The organism is Sphingopyxis sp. Geo25, from assembly GCF_949769135.1.
In the GTDB taxonomy this organism is placed as follows: domain Bacteria; phylum Pseudomonadota; class Alphaproteobacteria; order Sphingomonadales; family Sphingomonadaceae; genus Sphingopyxis.
Window position 1 is genome coordinate 269731 of the sequence record NZ_CATKOZ010000003.1, and the last position, 20052, is coordinate 289782.

At 66.7% G+C, this 20052-nt stretch carries 24 protein-coding genes; 13 read left to right on the top strand and 11 right to left on the bottom strand.

Features of this window, described 5'->3' with window-relative positions; translation table 11 throughout:
* The first annotated feature begins 64 nt into the window (after nucleotides 1–64).
* From QOL68_RS11855 to QOL68_RS11890, 8 genes are read left to right on the top strand one after another with little or no spacing between them, the layout of a single operon-like run.
* Nucleotides 65–751, top strand: a complete 687-nt coding sequence (locus QOL68_RS11855; protein ID WP_282949325.1) for a DUF4129 domain-containing protein — start codon at nucleotides 65–67, stop codon at nucleotides 749–751.
* Entirely contained in the window at nucleotides 748–1980 is a 1233-nt protein-coding gene (locus QOL68_RS11860) for a DUF4350 domain-containing protein (RefSeq protein ID WP_282949324.1), read from the top strand. Before QOL68_RS11855 ends, QOL68_RS11860 begins: the two co-directional genes overlap by 4 nt.
* Nucleotides 1970–2932 carry an AAA family ATPase gene (locus tag QOL68_RS11865; protein ID WP_282949323.1) on the top strand — a complete coding sequence of 321 codons (963 nt, stop codon included), beginning with the start codon at nucleotides 1970–1972 and terminating at the stop codon, nucleotides 2930–2932. The genes QOL68_RS11860 and QOL68_RS11865 overlap by 11 nt, the downstream gene beginning before the upstream one ends.
* Entirely contained in the window at nucleotides 2929–4245 is a 1317-nt protein-coding gene (locus QOL68_RS11870; RefSeq protein WP_282949322.1) for a DUF58 domain-containing protein, read from the top strand. Before QOL68_RS11865 ends, QOL68_RS11870 begins: the two co-directional genes overlap by 4 nt.
* A complete protein-coding gene (locus QOL68_RS11875) occupies nucleotides 4242–5258 on the top strand; it encodes a stage II sporulation protein M (protein WP_282949321.1) in 1017 nt (338 codons plus the stop codon). Before QOL68_RS11870 ends, QOL68_RS11875 begins: the two co-directional genes overlap by 4 nt.
* A complete protein-coding gene (locus QOL68_RS11880; protein ID WP_282949320.1) occupies nucleotides 5255–6121 on the top strand; it encodes an RDD family protein in 867 nt (288 codons plus the stop codon). Before QOL68_RS11875 ends, QOL68_RS11880 begins: the two co-directional genes overlap by 4 nt.
* The gene (locus QOL68_RS11885; protein WP_282949319.1) at nucleotides 6108–6797 is read left to right on the top strand and encodes a nitroreductase; all 690 of its coding nucleotides are present in this window, start codon (nucleotides 6108–6110) and stop codon (nucleotides 6795–6797) included. Before QOL68_RS11880 ends, QOL68_RS11885 begins: the two co-directional genes overlap by 14 nt.
* A gap of 2 nt (nucleotides 6798–6799) precedes the next feature.
* Nucleotides 6800–7297: a hypothetical protein gene (locus QOL68_RS11890; RefSeq protein WP_282949318.1), complete on the top strand. Its 498-nt coding sequence runs from the start codon at nucleotides 6800–6802 to the stop codon at nucleotides 7295–7297.
* A 546-nt stretch (nucleotides 7298–7843) separates the two neighbouring features.
* Here QOL68_RS11890 and QOL68_RS11895 read toward each other — a convergent pair.
* Entirely contained in the window at nucleotides 7844–8248 is a 405-nt protein-coding gene (locus QOL68_RS11895; protein ID WP_283404308.1) for a hypothetical protein, read from the bottom strand.
* Between the two features lie 125 nt (nucleotides 8249–8373).
* On the opposite strand from QOL68_RS11895, the gene gyrB reads away from it, so the two are divergent.
* Together gyrB and QOL68_RS11905 are read left to right on the top strand one after the other, a co-directional pair.
* Nucleotides 8374–10917, top strand: coding sequence for a DNA topoisomerase (ATP-hydrolyzing) subunit B (gyrB, locus tag QOL68_RS11900; protein WP_282949316.1), 2544 nt, complete (start codon nucleotides 8374–8376; stop codon nucleotides 10915–10917).
* A 100-nt stretch (nucleotides 10918–11017) separates the two neighbouring features.
* The gene (locus tag QOL68_RS11905) at nucleotides 11018–11389 is read left to right on the top strand and encodes a septal ring lytic transglycosylase RlpA family protein (protein ID WP_282949315.1); all 372 of its coding nucleotides are present in this window, start codon (nucleotides 11018–11020) and stop codon (nucleotides 11387–11389) included.
* 12 nt (nucleotides 11390–11401) lie between these two features.
* Here QOL68_RS11905 and QOL68_RS11910 read toward each other — a convergent pair whose 3' ends face one another.
* The gene (locus QOL68_RS11910) at nucleotides 11402–12340 is read right to left on the bottom strand and encodes a glutaminase (RefSeq protein ID WP_282949314.1); all 939 of its coding nucleotides are present in this window, start codon (nucleotides 12338–12340) and stop codon (nucleotides 11402–11404) included.
* 99 nt (nucleotides 12341–12439) lie between these two features.
* Here QOL68_RS11910 and QOL68_RS11915 point away from each other — a divergent pair, with 99 nt between their 5' ends.
* The 3 genes from QOL68_RS11915 to QOL68_RS11925 are packed head-to-tail and all read left to right on the top strand — an operon-like array spanning nucleotide 12440 to nucleotide 13700.
* Nucleotides 12440–12913: a VOC family protein gene (locus tag QOL68_RS11915; protein WP_282949313.1), complete on the top strand. Its 474-nt coding sequence runs from the start codon at nucleotides 12440–12442 to the stop codon at nucleotides 12911–12913.
* Nucleotides 12910–13236, top strand: a complete 327-nt coding sequence (locus QOL68_RS11920; RefSeq protein WP_282949312.1) for an ArsR/SmtB family transcription factor — start codon at nucleotides 12910–12912, stop codon at nucleotides 13234–13236. The genes QOL68_RS11915 and QOL68_RS11920 overlap by 4 nt, the downstream gene beginning before the upstream one ends.
* Nucleotides 13233–13700 carry an SRPBCC domain-containing protein gene (locus QOL68_RS11925; protein ID WP_058456514.1) on the top strand — a complete coding sequence of 156 codons (468 nt, stop codon included), beginning with the start codon at nucleotides 13233–13235 and terminating at the stop codon, nucleotides 13698–13700. The genes QOL68_RS11920 and QOL68_RS11925 overlap by 4 nt, the downstream gene beginning before the upstream one ends.
* Before the next feature lie 405 nt (nucleotides 13701–14105).
* Here QOL68_RS11925 and QOL68_RS11930 read toward each other — a convergent pair whose 3' ends face one another.
* The 9 genes from QOL68_RS11930 to QOL68_RS11975 all read right to left on the bottom strand — a co-directional run bounded on the left by QOL68_RS11930 (nucleotide 14106) and on the right by QOL68_RS11975 (nucleotide 20052).
* Nucleotides 14106–14894, bottom strand: a complete 789-nt coding sequence (locus QOL68_RS11930) for a COG3904 family protein (protein WP_282949311.1) — start codon at nucleotides 14892–14894, stop codon at nucleotides 14106–14108.
* A 187-nt stretch (nucleotides 14895–15081) separates the two neighbouring features.
* Nucleotides 15082–15546 carry an SRPBCC domain-containing protein gene (locus QOL68_RS11935; RefSeq protein WP_502957391.1) on the bottom strand — a complete coding sequence of 155 codons (465 nt, stop codon included), beginning with the start codon at nucleotides 15544–15546 and terminating at the stop codon, nucleotides 15082–15084.
* 19 nt (nucleotides 15547–15565) lie between these two features.
* The gene (locus QOL68_RS11940) at nucleotides 15566–16219 is read right to left on the bottom strand and encodes a glutathione S-transferase family protein (RefSeq protein WP_282949309.1); all 654 of its coding nucleotides are present in this window, start codon (nucleotides 16217–16219) and stop codon (nucleotides 15566–15568) included.
* Nucleotides 16219–16668, bottom strand: a complete 450-nt coding sequence (locus tag QOL68_RS11945; RefSeq protein ID WP_282949308.1) for a hypothetical protein — start codon at nucleotides 16666–16668, stop codon at nucleotides 16219–16221. The genes QOL68_RS11940 and QOL68_RS11945 overlap by 1 nt, the downstream gene beginning before the upstream one ends.
* A complete protein-coding gene (locus tag QOL68_RS11950) occupies nucleotides 16655–17155 on the bottom strand; it encodes a VOC family protein (protein ID WP_502957392.1) in 501 nt (166 codons plus the stop codon). The genes QOL68_RS11945 and QOL68_RS11950 overlap by 14 nt, the downstream gene beginning before the upstream one ends.
* The gene (locus tag QOL68_RS11955; protein WP_282949306.1) at nucleotides 17152–17571 is read right to left on the bottom strand and encodes a VOC family protein; all 420 of its coding nucleotides are present in this window, start codon (nucleotides 17569–17571) and stop codon (nucleotides 17152–17154) included. Before QOL68_RS11955 ends, QOL68_RS11950 begins: the two co-directional genes overlap by 4 nt.
* Before the next feature lie 12 nt (nucleotides 17572–17583).
* Nucleotides 17584–18378, bottom strand: a complete 795-nt coding sequence (locus QOL68_RS11960) for a VOC family protein (protein WP_282949305.1) — start codon at nucleotides 18376–18378, stop codon at nucleotides 17584–17586.
* Between the two features lie 235 nt (nucleotides 18379–18613).
* Nucleotides 18614–19348, bottom strand: coding sequence for a DUF1428 domain-containing protein (locus tag QOL68_RS18970; protein ID WP_502957393.1), 735 nt, complete (start codon nucleotides 19346–19348; stop codon nucleotides 18614–18616).
* Between the two features lie 29 nt (nucleotides 19349–19377).
* Complete coding sequence (locus QOL68_RS11975) at nucleotides 19378–20052, bottom strand: glutathione S-transferase family protein (RefSeq protein WP_282949304.1); 675 nt, start codon at nucleotides 20050–20052, stop codon at nucleotides 19378–19380.

The window sequence follows — 20052 nt, forward strand, 5'->3', positions numbered from 1 at the left end:
TGCTGCGCCGCCTCGCGCTACCACCTTGATCGATGACGCATCGGGGCGGGGCTCTCTTCTCAACATGATGTCGCTGTGGATCGCCCAGGCGTCGGCAGCGACGGCCGCCTCCGATCAAGGATGGCTCGTCGACCCCGAACTCGTCGATCCGGCCTATGGCCAGACGATGGCCGGGGGCGAGATCCAGACAGGTTTCCCGCCGCCACCCCCTCCGCAGCCCCAACAACCGCAATGGGATCTCGGCTGGCTGCGCGATTTCTTCGAATGGAGCGCACCGGCGCTGAAGCCCTTGATGTGGATCGGCGCCGCGGCACTGCTCCTCCTCATCCTCTATCATTTCGTCCCCGCCTTCGCCGACTGGGTCGATAATCTGCGCTTCGGCCGCAAGCGCGGCGATATCGAGGAAGAGGCGCTGGGCGAGGCCGAAGCCGGCGCCGCGCGCGCGCGGCTCGCCGACGCCGACGCACTCGCTGCGGCGGGCCGTTTCGCCGAGGCGGTTCACTTGCTGCTCTATCGGAGCGTCGACGACATCAGCGACCGCCGCCCCGGACTCGTCCGCCCGGCGATGACGTCGCGCGAGCTTGCGGGCGCGAGCGATCTGCCATCGGTCGCGCGCCATGCCTTCAGCCGGATCGCGCGCGCGGTCGAGATCAGCCTGTTCGGCGGCCGCGCGATCGACGAGGGCGCGTGGACAGAGTGTCGCAGTGCCTATGCCGAACTGACCGTGCCGCAGAATTGGGCGCGGGCATGAGCGGCGAACGGGCGAACGATTCGGGCTTCCACCCGCTGTTGATGGCGGCGATGGTGGTGGTCGGCGTGATCGCGTTCATCGCGCTCTGGGCATTGATCGCGCTCGGCCCGCAATTGTCGAGCGGCAACGACGGCGGCGGCCATTCGCTGTCGAAGGCGGCGCCCGGCTTTGCCGGGATCGTCGACCTGCTCGAACGGTCGGGCGCGCATGTCGAGCTGCGGCGTCATGTCGGCCCCGGCGCCGCGTCAGCCGACGAGCCGCTGCTGATCCTTACCCCGACGCACCAGACCAAGCCGGGCGAGATCGAGGAATTGCTCAATCAGCGCGGACGCCGCGCGCTCGTCGTCCTGCCGAAATGGCAGACGATGACGATCCCGGGGCAAGCGAAGAAGCCCGGCTGGGTCAGCCAGGGCTTTCCAGTCACCCCGGGCACCGCGCTGCTTCCCGAAAGCCAGTTCGGAAAGGTCCGCATTCGGGCGCCGCAAGCGCGCGCGCAAACCGTTCCCGCGAACGTCGCCGGGCGGCCCTTTGCGGCCTATCTCCCCGACAATGCGCAGACGGTCGACGGCGACGGCATCATTCCGCTGATTGCCGGCGCGAACGGCGGCGCGGTGCTGGCAATGGCGAAGGAGCGTGATTTCTACATTCTCGCCGATCCCGACCTCATCGACAATTTCGCCTTCGCATCGCGCGACAGGGCGCGCGCGGCAGCGATGCTGGTCGATGCGGTCGGTGAGGATGCGGATACCGACAGCGTTGCCTTCGACCTGACGCTCAACGGCTTCGGCGGCGGGCGCTCGCTGCTGCGCTTCGCCTTCGTCCCGCCCTTCATCGGCATCACGCTCTGCCTGATCGCGGCCGGATTGCTCGCGCTGTGGCAGGCGTGGGTGCGCTTCGGGCCCGCACTGAAACCCGCGCGCGCGATCCCGATCTCGAAGGAAGCGCTGATCGCGAACAGCGCCGACCTCGTGCGGCAGGCGCGGCGCGAGCTCGACGGCGCCGACGCCTATGTCGCAAGCCAGCGCCTCGCGATCGCGCGCCGCCTGCACGCACCCGCGGGGCTCGATAGCGAGGCCACCGACGCGTGGATCGACCGGCGATCGAAGCGCAGCGGCGATCTGTTCTCGGCGATCGCGCGGCGCCTGCCGTTCGCGCGGAACCGGCATGAATTTTTGGAAGGCGCGCAGGCGCTGCACGACATCAGGAAGGAACTATTGCGTGACGGCTGACATCGAGAGCGTGAAGGCGCTGGGCGCCGCGATCGAGGGCGAGGTCGCCAAGGTCGTGTTCGGGCAGGGCCCGCTGACCCGCATGGTGACGATCGCCTTGCTCGCGGGCGGGCATGTCCTGCTCGAAGGCCCCCCCGGGACCGCGAAGACCTTGCTCGCACAGGCGTTCGCGCGCGCGGTCGGGCTCGACTTCGGGCGCATCCAGTTCACCCCCGACCTGATGCCGGGCGACATTCTCGGCTCGAACCTCTTCAACTTCCAGACGTCGAGCTTCACGCTGACCAAGGGGCCGATCTTCACTGAGCTGCTGCTCGCCGACGAAATCAACCGCACCCCGCCGAAGACGCAGGCCGCGCTGCTCGAGGCGATGCAGGAACGGCGCGTGACGATCAACGGCGAGCCGCACGCGATTAGCCCTCGCTTCACCGTCCTCGCGACGCAAAACCCGATCGAACAGCAGGGCGTCTATCCGTTGCCCGAGGCGCAGCTCGACCGCTTCCTGTTCAAGCTCGTCGTCGACTACCCCGACGCCGCCGAGGAGCGACGGATCGTCGCCGACCATGGCGGACGCTTCAAAAGCCCCGCGGTCGCCGATTTCGGCGTGACCAAAATTACCGACGCCGCCGCGATCGGCGCCGCGATCGACGCCATCGCGGCGGTGCGCCTCGCCGAGGAAGTCATCGACTATATCGTCCGCCTGATCCGCGCAACGCGCGCCAGCGCCGACCTCGAATGCGGCGCAAGCCCGCGCGCCGCGACGATGCTTGCGCGCGCGTCGAGCGCCGCCGCGGCGCTGGAGGGCCGCGACTATGTGATCCCCGACGATGTCCAGCGCCTCGCCGCAGGCGTGCTTCGCCACCGCGTCATCCTGTCGGCCGCTGCCGAGATCGAGGGCCGCAACGTCGAGCAGGTGATCGCCGATATCGTCGAGCGCGAGGACGTGCCGCGTTGATCTACCCGACCCGCCGCGCGATCTATCTCCTGCTGCTCGGCGCTCCGCTGGCGCTGGCGCTCGGGCTCGTGCGGCCGGAGTTATGGGTGATCGCGCCCGCGTGGATCGGCCTCCTTCTCTTCGGCCTTCTCGTTGACGCCATGCTCGGTGCGAACCCGCGCCGCCTCGCGCTCGACGCCACCATGCCGCACCAGGTCGGCGTCGGCGACCCGTTCGACCTGCGCCTCGTCGCGAAGGCCCCCACCGTCCCGCGCCGCGCCGAGATCGCGCTCGCGCTCGACGAGCGGCTCGCCCCCGGCGGGCGCCTTGCGGGCGAGATGCGCCGCGCGAGCGATGCCGAGGCGCTGGTCCGCACGCTGCCGCTCGCGGCGTCGCGGCGCGGACAGGCGCTCGTCGAGGCGCTGTGGGTGCGCTGGGCCGGGCCGCTCGGGCTCGTCTGGAAACAGCGCCGCTTCGCGCTCGATAGGGCGATTTCAGTCGTCCCCAGCCTGCGATCGGTGACCGAAGAAGGCAGCCGCCTGTTCCAGCGCAACAGCTGGTTCGGCCTCCGCCAGCAGCAGCTTCGCGGCGAAGGCACCGAATATGAATCGCTCGCCGAATATCAGCCGGGGATGGACCGCCGCGCAATCGACTGGAACGCCTCGGCGCGCCACATCAAGCTGCTCGCCAAGGAATATCGCGTCGAGCGCGACAATCGCGTCGTCCTTGCCATCGATGCCGGGCGCACGATGGCCGAGCCCGTGGGCGGCATGCCGCGCGTCGACCGCGCCGTCTCGGCGGCGCTGCTGCTCGCCTATGCGGGGCTCAAGCTCGGGGACCGCATCAGCTTCTTCTCCTTTGCCGCCAAGCCGCAGGCGCTGACCCCGGCCTATATGCACATCCAGGATTTCCCGGCACTCCAGCGCGCGGCGAGCTTCATCGACTATGCCCCGGTCGAGAGCAATTTCACCCTTGCGCTGTCGACGCTGTCGGCCGAGCTCAACCGCCGCTCGCTGATCATCCTGTTCACCGAATTCACCGACGCGACGAGCGCCGACCTGATGATCCGCGCCGCGGGCCGGCTGGTCAGGAAGCACCGGCTGCTGTTCGTCGTGATCCGCGACGACGAGGTCGAGGAGGTCGAGCGCCGCCGCCCCGAAAGCGCATCGGACGTCACGCGCGCCAATGTCGCCGCGGCGATGCTTCGCGACCGCCAGCTCGTCATCGCGCGGCTCCAGCGTTTGGGGGCGGACGTGATCGAGGTGCCCGCCGACGCGATGGGCGCCGCGGTGGTCGAGGCCTATCTCGGCATCAAGCGGGCCGGCAGCCTGTGAGCGCGGCCGAGCTTCCCTCCTTCTCGACCGGCCGCTTCCGGGCCGAGCGCGAGGCCGACTGGATCGCCTTCGACCTGCTGCTCACCAAGCTCGAAAAGCGCGGCGCGAAGGCGCTGACCAGTGACGAACTGCTCCAGCTTCCGATCCTCTATCGCGCGACGCTGTCATCGCTCTCGATCGCGCGTGCGACAAGCCTCGACAAGGCGCTGCTCGACCATCTCGAGGCGCTGTCGATCCGCGGCTATTTCCTCGTCTATGGCGTCCGCGAAACGCGCTGGAGCCGGATCCGCCGCTTTGTCCTTTACGACTGGCCTGCCGCGGTGCGCGCGGTGTGGAAGGAAACGCTGATCATTTCGCTGGTGATCATCCTCGGCGCGCTGACGAGCTGGTCGCTCGTCGCGCACAATCCCGAGTGGTATTATAATTTCGTCGATGAAAGCATGTCGGGCGGCCGCGATCCGCGCGCGACGGTCGAATTCCTGCGATCGACGCTCGGCCACGGCAAGGACGGGGGGGGACAGGAAAGCGGACTCCATGTTTTCGCGACCTTCCTCTTCACCCACAACAGCCGCGTATCGATCATGTCCTTCGCGCTCGGCTTCGCCTTCGGCGTACCGACGATGATGCTCGAATATTATCAGGGCATCGGCCTCGGCGCGATGCTCGCGGTCTTTTCGTCGAAGGGTCTCGGGTTCGATTTCGGCGGCTGGCTGTTCATCCACGGCACCACCGAGCTGTTCGCCGCCGCGCTGTCGGGCGCGGCGGGTCTGCGGATCGGCGCCGCGGTCGTCTTTCCGGGTGCGCGGTCGCGGTTGGAGGCCGCGGCGCAAGCGGGCAAGACCGCGGGCAAGGTGATGGTCGGCGTGATCCTGATGCTGCTTGTCGCGGGGCTGCTCGAAGGCTTCGGCCGCCAGCTGATCACCGACACCATGCTGCGCTATGGCATCGGGACGGTGATGCTGCTCTTCTGGCTCGGTTATTATTACGTCCCGCGGCGCGGAGACGTCGCATGACCGCGGCGACTAACGCGCGGATGCGCGCGGCGAGTGCGAAGAAGATTCGTGAGTTTGTGACCCCCGAAGGCGTCGACCTGCAACTCAGGATCGCCAGTTCGGGCTTGCGGCTCGGCGCGCTGATCGTCGACCTGCTCGTCATTTCGGCCGTCCTGTTCGTCTTTTCGATCTTCATGGCGTGGGTCGGCTTTTCGGCGAGCGGCGACATCGCGGTGATGATCTGGATGCTTGGCGCCTTCGTGCTCCGCACCTTCTGGTTCATCGGCTTCGAGCTTGGGTCGCGCGCCGCGACGCCGGGAAAAAGGCTGATGGGCATCCGCGTCGTCGCGCGCGATGGCGGGCGGCTCACCGCCGACGCCGTGGTCGCGCGCAACCTGATCCGCGAGCTCGAACTGTTCCTGCCGCTGATGATGCTCGGCGTCGGCACGGCGGAGGATATGGTGTCGGGCTGGACCGTCCTTGCCGGGGTGACCTGGTCGCTGACGCTCAGCCTGTTCCTGCTGTTCAATCGCGACCGGATGCGGATGGGCGACCTGATCGCGGGCACCTGGGTCGTGATGGCGCAGCGCGCGAAGCTCGATAGCGACATCACGACCGCCGCCGAGGCCGGCGCGATGCAGTTCAGCGACGCCGAGCTGTCGGTTTACGGCATATTCGAACTGCAGGAGCTCGAACGCATCCTGCGCGGCCGCGACCCGCGTGCGATGCGCGAGGTCGCGGACACGATCCGCGCCAAGATCGGCCGGCCGGTCGCCGAAGAAGATGACGTGTTCCTGCTTTCCTACTACCGGCAGCTGAAGGCCCGGCTCGAACGCGGGCTGCTGTTCGGAAAGAGACGAGAGGATAAATATGCCAGCGAATGAGGCTGTATCGGTCACCGAAGCGCTTCACCGGCGCCGGTCGGTGCGTGCCTTTTCGGACAAACCCGTCGACCCCGCCGTCCTCGAGGCGATCTTTGCCGCGGCGCAGCGCGCGCCGTCGGGCGGCAATCTCCAGCCCTGGCAGGCGGTGGTGCTGACCGGCGCGCCGTGGCAGCGCGTGAAGGATGCGGTCGCGGCGCGGATCGCGATGGGGCGCGAGGGCTACCAGCCCGAGTATGACATCTATCCCAAGGGCCTGACCGATCCGTGGGAAAGCCGCCGTTTCGGCGTCGGCGAGGCGCTCTACGCCTCGCTCGGCATCCCGCGCGAGGACAAGAAGGGGCGGCTCGCTCAATTCATGGACAATTACCGGGGTTTCGGCGCACCGGTGATGCTTTTCCTCCATTGCTCGCGCATCATGGGGCCGCCGCAATGGTCGGACATGGGGATGTGGCTGCAGTCGGTGATGCTGCTGCTCGTCGAACATGGCCTCGCCAGCTGCCCGCAGGAATGCTGGGCGATGTATGGGCAGGCGGTCCGCGAGACGCTGGACCTCGGCGAGGACCAGATATTGTTCACCGGCCTTGCGATCGGCCATGCGAACGAGGATGCGGCGGTGAACCAATGGCCCGTCCCGCGCGTCGGACTGAACGAAGTGATTGATTGGCGAGGGTTTTGAGAATGAGAATCGGGCGAACATGGGCAGGCTATGGCATCGCGGCGGCGGCCCTGCTGGTCGCGGGCTGCGCCGCCGTGCCGAAGGCCGAGGCCCCGCCGCCCGCGCCGGCGCCGGCCCCCGCCCCGCCGCCCCCGCCGCCCGCGCCCGAGAAATCGTGGGAGGATCGCGCCCTGACCGCCGGCGCGTGGCGCTATGACGCGGGCAGCCGCACCGCGAGCTTCGTCCAGAGCGGCAACCCAAGCCCGCTGCTCTCGCTTGCCTGCAGCGGCGGCAGCATCCGCCTGACCTCGGGCCTCGACGGCAACGTAGCGCTGCGCACCAGCGCCGGCGCCGACCAGATCCGCTTCGACGGCGGCAGCGCGAGCGTCCCGAGCGGCGACGCCCGGCTCGACCGCATCGCCTTCAGCCGCGGCCGCTTCGCGCTCGAAGGGACGACCGGCGCGCTGACGCTGCCCGTCCAGTCCGAAATCGGCCGCGCGATCGAGGATTGCCGGGGCTAAAGGGCGGCCTCTGCTTTGGCGGAGGATATCCGTGATGCCTTCGTTCGCCCTCGCGGCCCGGATTTTTCAAAGTTCGGGAAAGTTCAGCCCATTGCATGGTCCGTTGGGGACCGGGGGTGTTCCGAACGCCTCTCGCCCGCCTTGACGCGCTGATTTCCCAAATGGGAGCGTCGGGTGAAGGCTGACACGGCGGGATAATGTAGGAAAGGCCTATTTGAGGGCGGTGTCTGCTTTGGGGTGGGGAGCCGCCCTTCCGCTATTCGTCATCCCGGGCTTGACCCGGGACCCGCCTTTCCTCTTCCGGCCTCGGATAAAAAGACAAGGCAGGCCCCGGATCAAGTCCGGGGTGACGATGATTGATAGGGCCGCATTCGGTCGGAAGCAGCCATCCCCCTAAACCTAAAATATCCGCTTTCCAGCAGTATCGCGCCATGCCGGCTGCATCGCCCGGCGCTTTGGAGGCGGCACCTTCCCCGGATGGTGGGCTATCGCACCACGCTTCAGAGTGGCAAACGCTACGGTTCCGGCCGTCTCGCTCCTGTCGCCTCAAGCCCCCAAACGGACCGTCCCGCCCCTGATCCAGCCCCAGCGGCACGGGCCCTGATATTCGCGCGCGTTCTGCACCGACTTGCCGACGCCGCACATATCCTCGTCGGTGCCGGGGGCGGCGAAGACGATGCCGAACCAGGCGTCGTCGTCGGTTGCCTCGCACACCGAGACCTTCGCGCCGCCCGCTACCTTTGCCTTGACCGCGCGCGTTTCGCCCGGCGCCCAATAGACGTCGGTGCCGCCGTCCTTGACGCGGCTGATGCTCGAACAGGCGGGCAGGCTCGGCCCTTCGGTGCCGATCATCACCGCGCGCGTCGCCAGCGGTTCGCCCGCCACCGCCGGGGCATTGTCGGCGGGGGGCGCAGGCTGGCTGCAGGCGGCGAGCGAGAGGGCGAGAAGCATTGAGAGAGTCTGTTTCATGGACCCGAAACTAGCCGCCGCGCCGCGGCTGTGCAACGGCCCTTCGGAATCGCCCGAGAGGCGCATTTTCGCTTGGGTTTTACCTCCCCCGACCCTATATAATCGATATGACAGAACCCAGCGAGAACAGCGCGCCCGAAAGCGCCTCAAAACAGCCCAACACCAACGCCTATGGCGCCGATTCGATCAAGGTCCTGAAGGGCCTCGACGCGGTGCGCAAGCGCCCCGGCATGTATATCGGCGACACCGACGACGGGTCGGGCCTGCACCATATGGTGTTCGAGGTCAGCGACAATGCGATCGACGAAGCGCTCGCGGGCCACTGCGACCTCGTCCTCATCACCTTGAACAGCGACGGATCGGTCAGCGTCGAGGATAACGGCCGCGGCATTCCCACGGGCATCCACGCCGAGGAAGGCATTTCGGCGGCGGAAGTCATCATGACCCAGCTCCATGCGGGCGGGAAGTTCGAGAATACCAGCGACGACAATGCCTATAAGGTTTCGGGCGGCCTGCACGGCGTCGGCGTCTCGGTCGTCAACGCGCTCAGCGAATGGCTCGAACTCACGATCTGGCGCGACGGCGAAGAGCATTGGATGCGCTTCGAGCATGGCGACGCGGTCGCCCCGCTCAAGGTCAACGGCCCCGCCCCGGCGGGCAAGAAGGGTACGCGCGTCACCTTCATGGCCTCGACCGAGACCTTCAAGAATGTCACCGAGTTCGACTTCGAGAAGCTCGAGCATCGCTACCGCGAGCTCGCCTTCCTGAATTCGGGCGTGCGGATCAAGATCGTCGACGCACGGCACGCCGAGCATGTCGCGCACGATCTTTTCTATGAGGGCGGCATCGCCGCGTTCGTCAAATATCTCGACCGCAACAAGACCGCGCTGCTGCCCGATCCGATCGCGATCAGCAGCGAACGCGACGGCATCGGCATCGACGTCGCGCTCGAGTGGAACGACAGCTATTACGAAAATGTCCTCTGCTTCACGAACAACATCCCGCAGCGCGACGGCGGCACGCACCTCGCGGCCTTCCGCGCCGCGCTGACGCGCACGCTCAACGGCTATGGCGAAAAGTCGGGGATGCTGAAGAAGGAAAAGGTCAGCCTGACCGGCGAGGATATGCGCGAAGGGCTGACCGCGATCGTCTCGGTCAAGCTGCCCGACCCGAAGTTCAGCAGCCAGACCAAGGACAAGCTGGTCAGCAGCGAAGTCCGCCAGCCGCTCGAAAGCCTGATGGCCGACCGGATGACCGAATGGCTGGAGGAAAATCCGGCCTATGCCAAGGCGGTGATCCAGAAAGTCATCGACGCTGCCGCGGCGCGCGAGGCCGCGAAGAAGGCGCGCGAGCTGACGCGGCGCAAGGGCGCGATGGATATCGCGAGCCTGCCCGGCAAGCTCGCCGACTGCCAGGAACGCGACCCCAGCAAGTGCGAACTGTTCCTGGTCGAGGGCGATTCGGCAGGCGGATCGGCGAAGCAGGGCCGCGACCGGCATGTGCAGGCGATCCTGCCCTTGAAAGGCAAAATCCTGAACGTCGAGCGCGCGCGCTTCGACCGCATCATCTCTTCGAAGGAAGTCGGGACGCTGATCCAGGCGCTCGGCACCGGCATCCGCGACGAATTCAACATCGAGAAACTGCGCTATCACAAGATCGTGATCATGACCGACGCCGACGTCGACGGCGCGCATATCCGCACCTTGCTGCTCACCTTCTTCTATCGCCAGATGCCCGAGATTATCGAAAACGGCCATCTCTACATCGCGCAGCCGCCGCTCTACAAAGTCGCGAAGGGGCGGAGCGAAGTCTACCTCAAGGACGACGCCGCGCTCGAAAATTATCTCGTCGATGCCGGCATCGACGCGCTGCTGCTCGAAACCCCGGGCGGGGCGCGGTCGGGGAACGACCTGCGCGAGCTGATCGAGCATGGCCGGCGGCTGCGCGCGCTGATGCGCTATGTGCCGCGCAGCCTGAACCACGGGCTGGTCGAGGCGCTCGCCTTTGCCGGCGCGCTCGACCCGAACCTCGACACCGCGGGGCGCCACAGCGCCGCCGCGACGTCGGCGACGTGGCTCAATGCCGCCGAGCGCGCGCTGACGGGGGGCGGCGAAGCGGTCTGGACCGTCGAGGCGGTCGAGGGCGGAGGCTACACGCTCGAGCGCCGCTGGCGGGGGGTAAGCGATCTCCATGCGGTCGATGCGGCGTTCCTGCAAAGCCAGGAGGCCCGCCGCCTGCACAAGCTGGCGAGCGAGCAGGCCGAAACCTATGCCCGCCCCGGCCGCCTCGTGAAGGCGAGCGGCGCGGCGGCGGTCGAGGTCGAGGCGACCGAGGGCGACGAGGAGGATGTCCCCGCAGCTTCGCCCGCCAAGTCAAACCCGGTGACGCGCCCGTCCGAACTGCTCGACGCGATCTTCGCGCACAGCCGCAAGGGGCTGTCGATCAGCCGCTACAAGGGGCTGGGCGAGATGAACGCCGAACAGCTTTGGGAAACGACGCTCGACCCGGCGCACCGCTCGCTTTTGCGCGTCAGAACCGAGCAGGCCGACGTCGCCGACGGCATTTTCGAGCAGCTGATGGGCGACGAGGTCGAGCCGCGGCGCGACTTCATTCAAACCAATGCCTTGAGCGTCGCCAACCTCGACGTCTGATCGCGGATTCGGCCCAGCGCGGCGCGGACGGCTTGCGCGAGCCGATCCGCGCTGGCTAGGGACGCGTACCCAACAGGGGAGGCTGAATATGCGGCGCTTGATGGCGATAGCCCTGCCGTTGCTGCTGGCGGTGCCGGCGGTCGCGCAAGGGCAGGACGGCAGCGACGACACCGAAATCGGCAGCGGATTGGCGAGCTATTATGGCGACGAACTCGCTGGCAACCGCACCGCAAGCGGCGAGCGTTTCGACCCCGCCGGCTTCACGGCCGCGCACCGCACGCTCGCGTTCGGCAGCAAGGTGCGCGTCACCAACCTCGCCAACGGCAAGAGCGTCGTCGTGCGCGTCAACGATCGCGGCCCGTGGGGCGGCGGACGCGTGATCGACATCAGCCACGCCGCGGCGAAGGAAATCGGAATGCACCGCAGCGGCACCGCGCGCGTGAGCATGACGCTGGTCGACGGCGCCGACTAGGCCCGCCCGGCGTCAGCCGACGCTCGAATCGAACACCGACCAGCCCGCCGCATAGGCAAAATGTTCGAGCGCGATCGCGCCGACGAGCGACGTCCCGGCTTCGTTGAGGCCGGGCGACCACACCGCGATCGATCCCTGCCCCGGCGCGATGCAGAGGATGCCGCCGCCGACCCCGCTCTTGCCGGGCAGACCGACGCGGAAGGCGAATTCGCCCGAATTGTCATAGTGACCGCAGAGCATCATGATCGCATTGATCCGCCGTGCGCGGTGCGGCTCGATGATCTGCTCGCCGGTCAGCGGATCGCGGCCCTCCAGCGCGAGGAAAAGCCCCGCCTTGGCAAGCTGGCGGCAGGTCATCGCGATCGCGCACTGGCGGAAATAGACCCCGACCGCATCTTCGACCGGATGGCGCAGATTGTCGAACGCCCGCATGAAATAGCCGAGGCTGCGGTTGCGCGCGCCCGTCTGCGATTCGGAGGACGCGACCTCCAGGTCGATCGCGATGCTGGCGTCGCCGGCGCGGGCGCGCAGAAAGGTGAGGATTTCCTCGACCGTCGTATCGCCGTCGCGGCCGTCGATCAGCCGGTCGGTCGTCGCGATCGCGCCGGCGTTGATCAGCGGATTGCGCGGGATGCCGGCTTCGCTTTCGAGCTGGACGATCGAATTGAACGCGCTGCCCGACGGCTCGCGCCCGACGCTGTCCCACAAGCTGCTTCCGACGCGGCGAAGCGCGAGCGCGAGCGTGAAGACCTTTGACACCGACTGGATCGAGAAGGGAATATCGGCATCGCCCGCGGTGTGAACCGTGCCGTCGGGAAGCGCGAGCGCGAAGCCGAAGCGGTCCGGATCGACCTTGGCGAGCGCCGGGATATAGTCGGCAACCTTGCCCTGCCCGCGGTGCGGCAGGGCGACGTTATAGGCTTCGGCGACGCAGCGGGCGAGATCGGTCATGCGGTTTTCCTAGCAACTTCATTCGCGATTGCATGTATTTTCATTTTTCAGCAAATATTGTACATAAGTGAAATCAATTCACGACTCGGGAGACGAGACATGGCCGACCATCCGCGATCGAAGGGGCTTTCGAGCGCCCTCTGCTACAAGGACAGCAAGGCGGCGTTCCGCTGGCTGGAGGAGGCGTTCGGGTTCGAGCCCGTTTTCGTGCTGCTCGACGAGCAGGGCAATCTCGCGCACAGCGAGATGGAATATGGCGCGTCGACGATCATGGTCGGCAATGAATGGTCCGACGATCATCGCAGCCCTGCCAACCTCGGCGGCAAGAACACGCAGACGGTGCATGTCCAGCTGGGCGCGGGCGAGGATATCGACGCGCATTGCGAGCGCGCCCGCTCCGCCGGTGCCGACATCATCGCGCCGCCCGAGACGCAATTCTACGGCGACCGCACCTACCGCGCGAAGGATCCGGAGGGGCATATCTGGACCTTCGGCGTCACCGTCGAGGAAAAGACCTCGGACGAATGGGACGCCGAGGGCGGCTTCACGACGAAGACGCGGCTCGACGATTGAGCACCGCACTCGACCGGATGCTGGAGGCGCTCGCCGACCCGAAGCGGCGGCGCGCGATCGAACTGCTCGGCCAGCGGCCGCGGAGCGCGGGCGAACTGGCGAGCGAGCTCGGGCTCGCGCCGCCCGCAATGAGCCGCCATCTGCGCGCGCTGAAGGAAGGCGGGCTCGTCGAGGACGGGCATCCCCACTTCGACGCGCGCGTGCGCATCTATTCGTTGAAAGACGGCGCGACCGACGAGCTCAAGCGCTGGCTCGCCGAGACCGAGGCGTTGTGGATGCACCAGCTTGGCGCGTTCAAGCGTCACGTCGAGGACGGGAAATGAGCGCCGCCGTCATCGTCGCGCTGCGTGTCGGGGCCTCGCCGCGGGCGGCCTTCGACGCGTTCACCGACGGAATCGGCCGCTGGTGGACGAGCCATCCGCTATTCCCGCTGTCGTCAAAGGGCGACGGGACGCTTCGTTTCGACCCTTCGGGGCCCGGCGGACGGCTGGTGACGCGCTTCGACGATGGCGAAGAGTGGGAGATCGGCCGGGTGCGACACTGGCTCCCCGGCGAGCGGCTCGTCTTCGGTTGGCGGATCCCGAGCTTCGCACCCGACCAGGCGACCGAGGTCGAGGTGCGCTTCGAGGCGGTCGGCGCCGACACGCGGGTGACGGTCGAACATCGCGGCTGGGATGCGATCCCGCAAAAGCATGTCGCGCGGCACGGGTTCGAGCTGATGCTGTTCCAGCGGCGCCTCGGCGAGCATTGGCGCGGGTTGCTGAAAGGCATGAGCCAGAAGCTCTAGCTGGATGTCGGCTTTGGGGTGGATTCCAGACCTTCGTCACCCCGGACTTGATCCGGGGTCCACGACTTCAACGCCGCGATGGATCCCGGATCAAGTCCGGGATGACGAAGTGGGAATGTCTAAATTGGGGGGGGCGGTCGCCCCAAGCTCGTCATGCTGAACTTGTTTCAGCATCCATGGCCGGGTCTTGCATCCGGCGCCGCGCCGAAGGAAACGGCAGACCATGGACCCTGAAACAAGTTCAGGGTGACGATGCAGGATAGGTCCGCAACCGGTCGAAACCGGTCTTCGAAACCAGATCAGCCGCAAATGGCGGCTTTCGGTCGAAACCGGTCATCGAAGCCAGATCGGCCGCAAATGTCCGCTTTCGGCCGACAGCCTTCCCGTGCGTAGCGGTGCGATAACTCAGTTCAGCGTGACGAAGCGCGCCATGTCGTCGCGCGTCAGATAGCGGACATCGTCGAACGGGGTGCTGTTGGTAAGCGCATAGAAGGCGCGCGCCTTGGCATCGTCCATGCCCATTTCGCGGTAATAGCTCAGATATTCGGCGTGGACGGGATCGTTCGCGGGATAGTCGTTCGCCTCGCGGCCGGTGTCGTCGGCCCAGCTGTGGACGCCGAATTCGGCGTCGGGGGCGGCGCGGCGGGTGGCGCCGGCGAGCCAGAGTTCGACCGCGCCCGAGCGGACCGAGCCGCCACTGGGAACGACGGTTTCCAGCCCCGCGCGGCGGACGGCGCGCGCGAGGATCAGATTCGCTTCCTCGTCGAGGCTGCCGGGGCAGTCGATCATTTCGAGGCGCTTGAGGTTCGGATAGGCCGCGAGCATCGCGGCGAACTGGCGCGGCGTCGCCGAGGTGACATCGCCCGCCATGCGGACGGTGGCATCGTCGACCACCGCGAACGGGCCGAACTTCGCCCTGGCGTGGCCGAGCGTCGCGAGCGTGCCCGAAGGGGCGTAGCGGCGCGTGGCGCCAATCTCGGTGTCGGTATCGGCATCGTCGGCGATCGCTTCGTCGTCGAAGGGCGCGGCCTGTTCGTCGATAGTGTCGTCGTCGAAGCCGGTATCGGCGGCCTCATAAGTCCAGGTCACCGTCGTCGTGACGACGATCTGCTGCGCCTGCGCGGGGGCGAAGGCGAGGATCGCCGCCAGCGCGGCGACGATCAGGGTGCGGCAGAGAGCGGCCGGTGAAACCATGGCGCTGCTTTCGCGCGCGCGCGGCTTCCAAATGGCAAAGCAACAGAGTCAGCGCGGTGTTAACCGCATTGCGGGACGGATGGCGTCCTCCAGATTCCGCTCGTGTCGAGCGAGTCGAGACACCGGGCAGCATGGCGCCATTCCGATAGGCCTCTCGGCTTCGCTCGATGCGAACGGGAGGTGATGGTTATTCCGCCTCGCAGAGCGCCTTCAATTGCTCGGCGACCGCGCCCCAGCCGGAGGTGAATCCCATCTCCTCATGCTGTTTCTGCGCCTCGTCGGTCCAGTGACGCGCCCAAGCTGTATAGCGCGTGCCGCTGCCTTCGGGCGCGATCTCCCAGCCGCCGATCATGAAGGGCGTCGCGGGCGCCATTCGCCCGTCGGGTCCGATCATCACCGCGTCGGTCGACACGAAGCGGACACCGGGGACGACCTCAAGGAAGATGCCGTCGCTCGGATGCGCTTCGCCGTTTGGGCCGTGCATCGTCATCGCGGAGCGCCCGCCGGAGCGCCAGTCCTGCTCGATGATCTCGGTCGTCCACGGCTTCGGGCACCACCATTCGGTGATCCGGTTCGTCATCACATCCCACACTTTTTCGGGTGCGGCGTCGATATAGATGTCGACGGACAATTCGCGGGGTTCGGTCATCATGGTCTCCTAAGGGGAAAGGTCAGTCGCGGTCGGGGGCGCCGAGCGGGAAATAATGGCGATAGGGACGGGCGCCATCGACCGCGCGCGCGACCGATGGATGCGCGAGCAGGCGGGCGCGATAGGCGCGCAGATTCTCGTACGTCTCGGGAATCTGGTGGACCCAGTCGGCATAGAAGAGCGACGGCGCCGCCGCGCAATCGGCGAGGGTGAAGCCATAGGGGGTCGCCCAGCCGCCGCCCGCGAGCTCCTTGTCGAGCCAGGCGTAGATGGTGTCGAGCTTGGCCTTCGCGCCATCGACGATCGACTGGACATGACCTTCGGGGCCGCGGATCGCATCGTTCACGACCTCCTGCATCTGGCCCATCACATGATTGTCGAAGATGCGGTCGGACAGCCGGACCTTCAGCGCGGCGTCGAAATCCTTGGGGATCAGCCGCGGCTCGGGGACGAGCTGGTCGAGATATTCGATGATGATCGACGCCTCGAACCAGGGCTGGCCGTCGTGGACGATCAGCGGAAATTTTCCGATCGGCCAATGCGCGCGCAGTTCCGGCCCATGCGCGGGAAATTCGGGATCGACGTTGCGATATTCGAAATCGATGCCCTTTTCATAAAGCGCGATCTGCGCCTTCCAGCTGTAGGAGGAGAAGGGGTGGCCATAGAAAATCAGCATCAGCGGGCGTCCTTGCGGGTCAGCCATGCGAGCGGCAGACCGATGAAGAAGATATGCGGGAAGATCGCGACCGCGCCCTTGACGAGGTCGGGCGGCGGGAAAGGTGCGCCGAACCGGAGCGGCAGAACGATAGCGTTCATCACCAGATAAAGGCCGAACCCATAAAGAGTTCCGGTCAGCCACCACGGCTGGCGCAGCGCGGGCATGCGGCGCGCCGAGAAGAACCAGAAGGCGACCATCGCGAACATGATGGCAAAATGCGTCGCAAGTCCCGCGAGCGCGCCGCCTAAGCCCCAGTCGCTCGCGCCGTCGCCGAAGGGGCCCTTGGCGACGCCGCGGAGCATCTGGCCGGGATTGCTCCCCGCGAGCACGCTCCACACCGCCGCGTAGGCGATGTCGAGCGTGCCGCAGAGCAGCCAGGCGAAGAGGAGCGGGCTACGCCGCGCCAACCGCTTCGCCCCGGATCGCGGCTTCGATCGCGGCGACGTCGATCTTCTTCATCGTCATCATCGCCTCGAACGCGCGCTTGGCGGCGGCCTGATCGCCGCTCGTCATCACGTCGGTCAGCACACGCGGGGTGATCTGCCACGAAATGCCCCATTTGTCCTTGCACCAGCCGCACATGCTTTCCTGTCCGCAGTTGCCGACGATCGCGTTCCACAGCCGGTCGGTTTCTTCCTGCGTGTCGGTGTGGACCTGGAAGGAAAAGGCCTCGCTATGCTTGAAGGTCGAGCCGCCGTTGAGGCCGATGCATGGATAGCCGAGCACGGTGAAGTCGACGGTCAGCACATCGCCTTCCTTGCCGCTGGGGTTGTCGCCGGGGGCGCGGTGGATGCCGCCGACCGCGCTGTCGGGAAAGGTCGCGGCATAGAAGTTCGCGGCTTCCTCGGCATCCTTGTCGTACCAGAGGCACAGCGTTGCTTTGTTCGACATCATTTCTCTCCTTTGATCGGCCCGCCGATCGACCAGAGATGGCCGAACGGATCCTTCACCTGCGCGTAGCGGTCGCCCCAGAAGGCATCGTGCGGTTCGAGCGTCGACGACGCGCCCGCGTCCATCGCGCGCCGGTACCAGCTGTCGGTGTCGTCGACGTGGAGATGCAGCGTCACCCCCGTCGGCGGGCTCATCGCATGGCCGCTATATTCGGGAAAATCGTCGTGCATCATCAGCGATGCGCCGTTGACCGTCAGATGCGCGTGCATCAGCCGCACGCCGTCCTCGGCGGGCATGCGCATATTCTCGGTCGCGCCGAACGCCTTCTTATAGAAGTCGATCGCCTCGCTGCCCCGCTTGTCGGGGATCGCGATATGCGGGGTCAGGCCGGTGGTCGGGCCCTGATTAGGATTTGCCATTGCTGCTCTCCTCTATTTGCGCGGACCGACAAGGCCGAAGGCGGCGCCCTGCGGGTCGATGCCGTTCATCGCATATTCGCCGCCGGGGATTTCCATCGGCCCGTTGGTGACGGTGCCGCCGTTCGCGGTCACTGCCGCTTGCGCGCGGTCGATATCGTCGACGCCGATGTAAAAGCTCCACATCGATGCGGGCATGCCGGGCATCAGCGGCATCACCGCGCCGATCCCGACGTCGCCGCGCTGGATGAAGCGGTACGCGCCCATCTCGCCCATATCCATCGCGCCTTCCTGGCCCCAGGCGAAGTGGCGGGTGTAGAAGTCGATCGCGCTTTCGGGATCGCTGGTCGCGAGCTCGTTCCAGCGGATGTGTTGCGCCTCGGTGACCGAAAAGACGTCGCTCTCCATGCCTTCCATGCCCTCGGGAGGCTTGGGGGCCATGACATAGAAGGGCGCGCCCTGCGGATCGGTGACCATTGCGATGCGGCCGACCGGAATGTCCGACGGCGACATCTGCACGCTGCCGCCGTCGGCCTTGATCGCATCGACCGCAGTATCGACGTCGGCGACATGCAGATAGCCGATCCACAAGGGCCGCCCGCCGCCCGCGATCATGTCGGCATTCAGCGCAAGCACGCCGCCCGCGTTGCCGCCGTCGCTGCGGTCGATCATGCGATAGTCCATATCGCCCGCCGCGGGGTCACGCTCGGGCGCGATCGTCCAGCCGACGACCGCGCCATAGAAGCGCGCCGCGCCCGCCGGGTCGGGGGTCATCAGTTCGTACCAGATGAAGTTCGATGCTTGCGTCATGATCGGGTGCCCTCTTTCCAAATGCGGCATCTTCTTGATCCTCCCTGCGGCAAAGCCGTGGGAGGGGGGTGCGGGGTTGGATTGCCCCGGCAATCCAAGTCCAGTCCGGGGGGCTGGACGACCCAGCAATCCGCGGAGCGGATGGTGGAGGGGCTTGCGAGGCTTGCGCCAAAGCCCCTCCGTCGGCCCTGCGGGCTGCCACCTCCCCATCGCTACGCGACAGGGAGGATTTGCTTCAGGCCATCACGATCGGCTCAAAGCCGCCGTAGATCATGCGCTTGCCGTCGAAGGTCTGGTTGTTCGGATCATGCTGCATCCGCTCGTCCTTCATCATCTTTTCCCATCCCTGGGTGCGCGTTTCCTTGTCGGGCCACTCGACCCAGCTGAAGACGACGGTTTCGCCCTCCTGCTTGTGCGCGGCGCGATTAAAGTCGGTGACCTTGCCGTCGGACACATCGTCGCCCCACGCCTCGACGACGCGCGTCGCGCCGTAGTCGCGGAACACCGCCGACGCCTTGTCGGCCATCGCGCGATAGGCTTCCCTGTTGCCGTCGGGGACGGGGACCAGGTAGCCGTCGGCATAGCCGGTGGCGCCCCCCATCGTTTCATTGGCGCCGCGGTCGTCGACGATCGATTCAAAGCCGCCGATGATCATCCGCTTGCCGTCGAACGGCATCTCGCCGCCCATCGCCGCCATGCGCGGATCGTTCATCATCTTTGTCGTCGCGGCGTCGCGCGTCGCCTTGTCGGGATATTCGAACCAGCTGAAGACGACGGTCTCGTCGGGTTTGGCCTGCACGGCGCTCTTGAAGTCGTTGAGCTTGCCGTCGGGGACGTCGTCGCCCCAGCATTCGACCATGCGCGCGACGCCGAATTCCTTGAACAGCGGCGCGGCGTCGGCGGCGTGCTTGCGATAGGCTTCCTTGTTGGCAGTCGGCACCGCGAGCACAAATCCTTCTACATAGGTCATCTTGTCTCTCCTTAGGGGGGTGGGAGTTTTCAGGCGGCGGGTGGACCCGCTTCTTCGCTGAAGGCGTCGAGCTGCGCGGCGAGCGCGCGCTGGAAGGCGGGGCGCGCGAGGCAGCGATCGAGATAGGCTGCGACGCGCGGCTGTTCGGCGACCAGCCCGGCCTCGACCGCCTCGCGCAGCACGGTCGCCATCGCGATGTCGGCGACGGTGAATTCGCCGACGAGATAGGGCTTGTCGCCGATCGCGTCATCGAGCCGGCCGAGCCGGCCCTGGATGAATTCGATCAGGCTCGGCCTACGAAGCTTCGCCCACTCCTCGTCCTTCGCGAACAGGTCGACATTGCCGAGTTCGAACAGCATCGGCTCAACGCTGTTATAGGCGGCGAACAGCCAGGCGAGGGTGTTGGCGCGCGCCTGGGGATCGCGGGGCATCAGCCGCGCGTCCTTCTCCGCAAGATGGAGCAGGATCGCGCCGCTTTCGAACAGACGGATGCCGCCGTCGTTAAGCACGGGCACCTGCCCCCACGGCTGGAACAGGAAATGGTCGGCGGAGCGGTTGACCGCGCTGATCAGATGTTCGGCATAGTCGAGCCCGATTTCCTCGCACGCCCAGCGCGGGCGGAGGTCGCGGACGAAGCCGCGCGCGAAGTCGGGCACCCAGTCGAACGCGGTGACTTCAAGGCTGCTGTCGGGGTTCACCGGCAT

Bases quoted from the DNA above. Each gene is read 5' to 3' on its own strand.
- QOL68_RS11855 (WP_282949325.1), top strand. From the start codon at position 65: ATGATGTCGCTGTGGATCGCCCAGGCGTCGGCAGCGACGGCCGCCTCC.
- QOL68_RS11860 (WP_282949324.1), top strand. From the start codon at position 748: ATGAGCGGCGAACGGGCGAACGATTCGGGCTTCCACCCGCTGTTGATG.
- QOL68_RS11880 (WP_282949320.1), top strand. From the start codon at position 5,255: ATGACCGCGGCGACTAACGCGCGGATGCGCGCGGCGAGTGCGAAGAAG.
- QOL68_RS11885 (WP_282949319.1), top strand. From the start codon at position 6,108: ATGCCAGCGAATGAGGCTGTATCGGTCACCGAAGCGCTTCACCGGCGC.
- QOL68_RS11890 (WP_282949318.1), top strand. From the start codon at position 6,800: ATGAGAATCGGGCGAACATGGGCAGGCTATGGCATCGCGGCGGCGGCC.
- QOL68_RS11895 (WP_283404308.1), bottom strand. From the start codon at position 8,248: ATGCTTCTCGCCCTCTCGCTCGCCGCCTGCAGCCAGCCTGCGCCCCCC.
- gyrB (WP_282949316.1), top strand. From the start codon at position 8,374: ATGACAGAACCCAGCGAGAACAGCGCGCCCGAAAGCGCCTCAAAACAG.
- QOL68_RS11905 (WP_282949315.1), top strand. From the start codon at position 11,018: ATGGCGATAGCCCTGCCGTTGCTGCTGGCGGTGCCGGCGGTCGCGCAA.
- QOL68_RS11910 (WP_282949314.1), bottom strand. From the start codon at position 12,340: ATGACCGATCTCGCCCGCTGCGTCGCCGAAGCCTATAACGTCGCCCTG.
- QOL68_RS11915 (WP_282949313.1), top strand. From the start codon at position 12,440: ATGGCCGACCATCCGCGATCGAAGGGGCTTTCGAGCGCCCTCTGCTAC.
- QOL68_RS11925 (WP_058456514.1), top strand. From the start codon at position 13,233: ATGAGCGCCGCCGTCATCGTCGCGCTGCGTGTCGGGGCCTCGCCGCGG.
- QOL68_RS11930 (WP_282949311.1), bottom strand. From the start codon at position 14,894: ATGGTTTCACCGGCCGCTCTCTGCCGCACCCTGATCGTCGCCGCGCTG.
- QOL68_RS11935 (WP_502957391.1), bottom strand. From the start codon at position 15,546: ATGATGACCGAACCCCGCGAATTGTCCGTCGACATCTATATCGACGCC.
- QOL68_RS11940 (WP_282949309.1), bottom strand. From the start codon at position 16,219: ATGCTGATTTTCTATGGCCACCCCTTCTCCTCCTACAGCTGGAAGGCG.
- QOL68_RS11950 (WP_502957392.1), bottom strand. From the start codon at position 17,155: ATGATGTCGAACAAAGCAACGCTGTGCCTCTGGTACGACAAGGATGCC.
- QOL68_RS11955 (WP_282949306.1), bottom strand. From the start codon at position 17,571: ATGGCAAATCCTAATCAGGGCCCGACCACCGGCCTGACCCCGCATATC.
- QOL68_RS11960 (WP_282949305.1), bottom strand. From the start codon at position 18,378: ATGACGCAAGCATCGAACTTCATCTGGTACGAACTGATGACCCCCGAC.
- QOL68_RS18970 (WP_502957393.1), bottom strand. From the start codon at position 19,348: ATGACCTATGTAGAAGGATTTGTGCTCGCGGTGCCGACTGCCAACAAG.
- QOL68_RS11975 (WP_282949304.1), bottom strand. From the start codon at position 20,052: ATGCCGGTGAACCCCGACAGCAGCCTTGAAGTCACCGCGTTCGACTGG.